This is a genomic window from Yinghuangia sp. YIM S09857, from assembly GCF_051388915.1.
Lineage (GTDB): Bacteria > Actinomycetota > Actinomycetes > Streptomycetales > Streptomycetaceae > Yinghuangia.
The window spans coordinates 10,808-13,878 of sequence record NZ_JBPKBH010000043.1; the positions used below are offsets into that span (position 1 = coordinate 10,808).

Annotated in this window: 3 protein-coding genes and 1 pseudogene; 1 reads left to right on the forward strand and 3 read right to left on the reverse strand. The window is 67.7% G+C overall.

Annotated elements, in window-relative coordinates; genetic code table 11:
- Positions 1 to 31: 31 nt before the first annotated feature.
- From ACRX5S_RS40665 to ACRX5S_RS40675, 3 genes are all read right to left on the reverse strand, one after another.
- The gene (locus ACRX5S_RS40665) at positions 32 to 859 is read right to left on the reverse strand and encodes an alpha/beta hydrolase (protein ID WP_436778338.1); all 828 of its coding nucleotides are present in this window, start codon (positions 857 to 859) and stop codon (positions 32 to 34) included.
- A gap of 265 nt (positions 860 to 1,124) precedes the next feature.
- Positions 1,125 to 1,922, reverse strand: a complete 798-nt coding sequence (locus ACRX5S_RS40670) for an SDR family NAD(P)-dependent oxidoreductase (protein WP_436778336.1) — start codon at positions 1,920 to 1,922, stop codon at positions 1,125 to 1,127.
- A gap of 36 nt (positions 1,923 to 1,958) precedes the next feature.
- The gene (locus tag ACRX5S_RS40675) at positions 1,959 to 2,528 is read right to left on the reverse strand and encodes a hypothetical protein (protein ID WP_436778337.1); all 570 of its coding nucleotides are present in this window, start codon (positions 2,526 to 2,528) and stop codon (positions 1,959 to 1,961) included.
- 360 nt (positions 2,529 to 2,888) lie between these two features.
- Here ACRX5S_RS40675 and ACRX5S_RS40680 point away from each other — a divergent pair.
- Positions 2,889 to 3,071: pseudogene (locus ACRX5S_RS40680) on the forward strand (LLM class flavin-dependent oxidoreductase); the annotation flags it as partial.

A 3,071-nucleotide genomic window follows, 5' to 3' on the forward strand; every position in this document is an offset into this window, starting at 1 on the left:
CGTCCCCGCAGACTGGAGCGGCGTGCTCAGCTCAGGCCGCATGCGTGTCCATCGCGGTTTTGAGGTAGGCACAGCAGGTGTCCAGTGCGTCGTCGCAGGCGGGGACCTGCGCATGCCATGCGAAAAAGCCGTGGCACAGGCCTTCGAACGAGACGAACCGGGCTGGTACCGCGCTGTCGTGGAGCCGTTGGGCGTACTCCGCGGCGTCGTCGTGACCGTGGTCGTGCTGCGGAGTCGCGACGAACGCCGGTGGCAGTCCTGTCAGGTCGTTCGCGTGCAGCGGAGACAGGTGGGGGTGGTGCAAGTCGGTACGCCCCGCGTACATCCGCCACATCGTGCGCGCGTTGGCCACGGTCAGCATCGGCCCGTCGGCGTACGTGGTCCACGAACGCCTCGTCGACAGGCCGTCGAGAGCCGGGTAGGCCAGCCATTGCAGCGCGAACTGGGGCTCCCCGCGGTCACGCGCGAGCAGAGCAGCGGCGGCGGCGAGATTGCCGCCCGCACTGTCGCCACCCACCGCGACCCGGTTGGAATCGCCGCCTACCTGCTGAGTATTACCGACAACCCATTGCGCAGCCGCATAGAAGTCCTCCAGGGGCCCCGGAAAGGGGTGTTCGGGAGCAAGGCGGTAGTCGACCGCCACGACCACCACGCCGGCGCGGAGGGCTATCTCGCGACACAGCGCGTCATGGGACTCCAGATCACCCATCACCCATCCCCCGCCGTGGGCATACACCAAGACCGGGAGCCAAGACTCGCGACGAGGCTTGTACACACGGATGGGGACAGGACCCGCAGGTCCGGGGATACTGCGGTCCACCAACGCATAGACCGGGCGCCGGGGGGCTGCCTCGGACATGTGCGCGCGGACGCGTATTCGGGTGGCAGCAAGCGAGTCGGCCGTCAGCGGTGTGCCGGCCGGAGCCGCATCGAGAAGCGCGGCAAGCTCAGGGAACAGCCACGGACGCGGGGTTCGGGTCTGCGACACGAGAACTCCCGAAGAAGGTCGGACCAACCGCCGCCCTACCGACGCGGCATACGCGTCGAGTGGCAGCGCTAGTTGTCATCTATTGGGCTGGCGGACACCGCGATTCTGGGGCATCGGACCAGGGTGAGTGCTGCCGTCAGTGGAACACCATGGGCGTCTCCGGGCGGGGTGCGGCAGCAGGCCCTGCCGCCATGCCACCGTCGACAGCGTAGTCCGCGCCGGTAATGTACGACGCGCCCGGCGACGCAAGGAACGCCGCCATGTGGGCGATCTCATCGACGTCGCCTGCGCGCCCGAGCGGGAGTCGGGCGAAGCGGGCGTCCTTCCCGTCACTGCTGCGGTCGCCGGGAAGCATTGCCGTCTGAATCGGCCCTGGCACCAGGGCGTTGACCCGGATCCCGTCGGGTCCGAGTTCGATCGCCGCGGTGCGGGTGAGGCCGCGGACGCCCCACTTCGACGCCGTGTATGCCGATGCCCAGGCCTGGCCGAAGACTCCGCTGGACGAGGCGATGTTGACGATCGCTCCTCCACCTGCCGCGCGCATCACCGGGACGACGGCACGAATACCCAGGAACGTGCCGACGAGGTTGATGTCGAGGATGCGCCGGAACGCCTCGGGCTCTTCGTCTTCCAGGGCGACGATGCGCATGGCCGCGGCGTTGTTCACGAGCACGCCGAGGCTTCCGAAGCGGCGTACGGTCGCGTCGACGGCTGCGGCCCAGTCCTTCTCGTCGCTGACGTCGTGGCGGATGTACGCGGCGTTCTCGCCGAGGTCGGCCGCAACCTCGGCGACGGCGTCCTCCTGGACGTCGGTGAGCATGACCCGGGCTCCGCACGCGGCGAACAGCCTTGCCTCGGCGGCACCCTGCCCCTGCGCGGCGCCGGTGATCAGGGCGACACGCCCGTTGAGGTCGTACACGTGTTTCTCCTTCATGGGTGTTGCGGTGCGCCGGGGGGGTGGTGATGCGAGCTATTTGGGGACGTGCCACTGGAGTTCGATGTGCTGGCCCAGTGTGAGGAGCCCGCACGCCAGGACGTCGGTGTGCACGAACACCTGCATCATCGTGTCGGTGGCGGCATTCGGATCCTCGGGTCGGTAGACGCCGGAGACAGCGATGCGACCGGCAAGCTCGGGGTCGGAGTCTCCCGCCGCCACGATGTCCGCGACCACCCTCTCCAGTGCCTCACGCGACGCAAGCCTCATGCCGAAGTGAAAGGAATATTGCGGCCGTTCGCGCAACCGGGTCACCCAGGTCTCCGCTACCGCAGCGAACTCACGGTCCGACGCGATCTGCGCCGACAGTGCGGTCTCGAAAGCCCACTGCTCAGGCGTGACTTCCGATGCGTACAGGACATTGGTCGTGTAGCCGTCCTCCGTCGGTTCGACGCGTGCGGTGAACCAGTGGCCTCCGCGGTCGACGACCGCGCAGCCGAGGAGTTCCAGCACACGGGCAGCGAGCACCCGCTCACCCGGCCGATGGACAAGCTCGGCATGAGTGATACGACGGGCGACCGGCGGGGAAGACACGACCTCGGTCATCGAGGCTCCTCTGGGAGACAGCGGCGGCAGCGCTCGACGGCGAGCAATTTAGCGTAGAGGCTACACATACTGGCTTTTCGCACAATGGTCCAGGACACACAGCCCGCCGCCACTCCCCGGCTTCCCCGGTCACGCGACTACTGGGCCATTCTCCGCAACCCCGCCCCGGTCGGGTACGTCTTCCTCGGAGCCCCGTGCGGCCTGATGCCGATGGCGCGCCCCTCCCCAGGGTGCACAAACAGTCGACCTTGCCTCGCGATGGTTTTTCTGTAAGCGTTACGCAAATACTCTGCCGCGGTCCGCGGCCTGGGCGGCGCAGCCGGTCCCAGCACACCCTTGGACGACCGAGGAGGACTCCTCATGGAGTTCGGCATCTTCCTGAACGGGTTCATCCCGGGACCGGCTGCGCACGACCGTGCGTCCGAACACATCGCGTTGATGCGCGAGTTGGAGGTGGCGGTCAAGGCGGACAAGCACAACTGGAAGTACGTCTGGTTCGGTGAGCACCACGCCCTGACCGAGTACAGCCACATGTCGGCCCCC

Bases quoted from the DNA above. Each gene is read 5' to 3' on its own strand.
- ACRX5S_RS40665 (WP_436778338.1), bottom strand. From the start codon at position 859: ATGTCCGAGGCAGCCCCCCGGCGCCCGGTCTATGCGTTGGTGGACCGC.
- ACRX5S_RS40670 (WP_436778336.1), bottom strand. From the start codon at position 1,922: ATGAAGGAGAAACACGTGTACGACCTCAACGGGCGTGTCGCCCTGATC.
- ACRX5S_RS40675 (WP_436778337.1), bottom strand. From the start codon at position 2,528: ATGACCGAGGTCGTGTCTTCCCCGCCGGTCGCCCGTCGTATCACTCAT.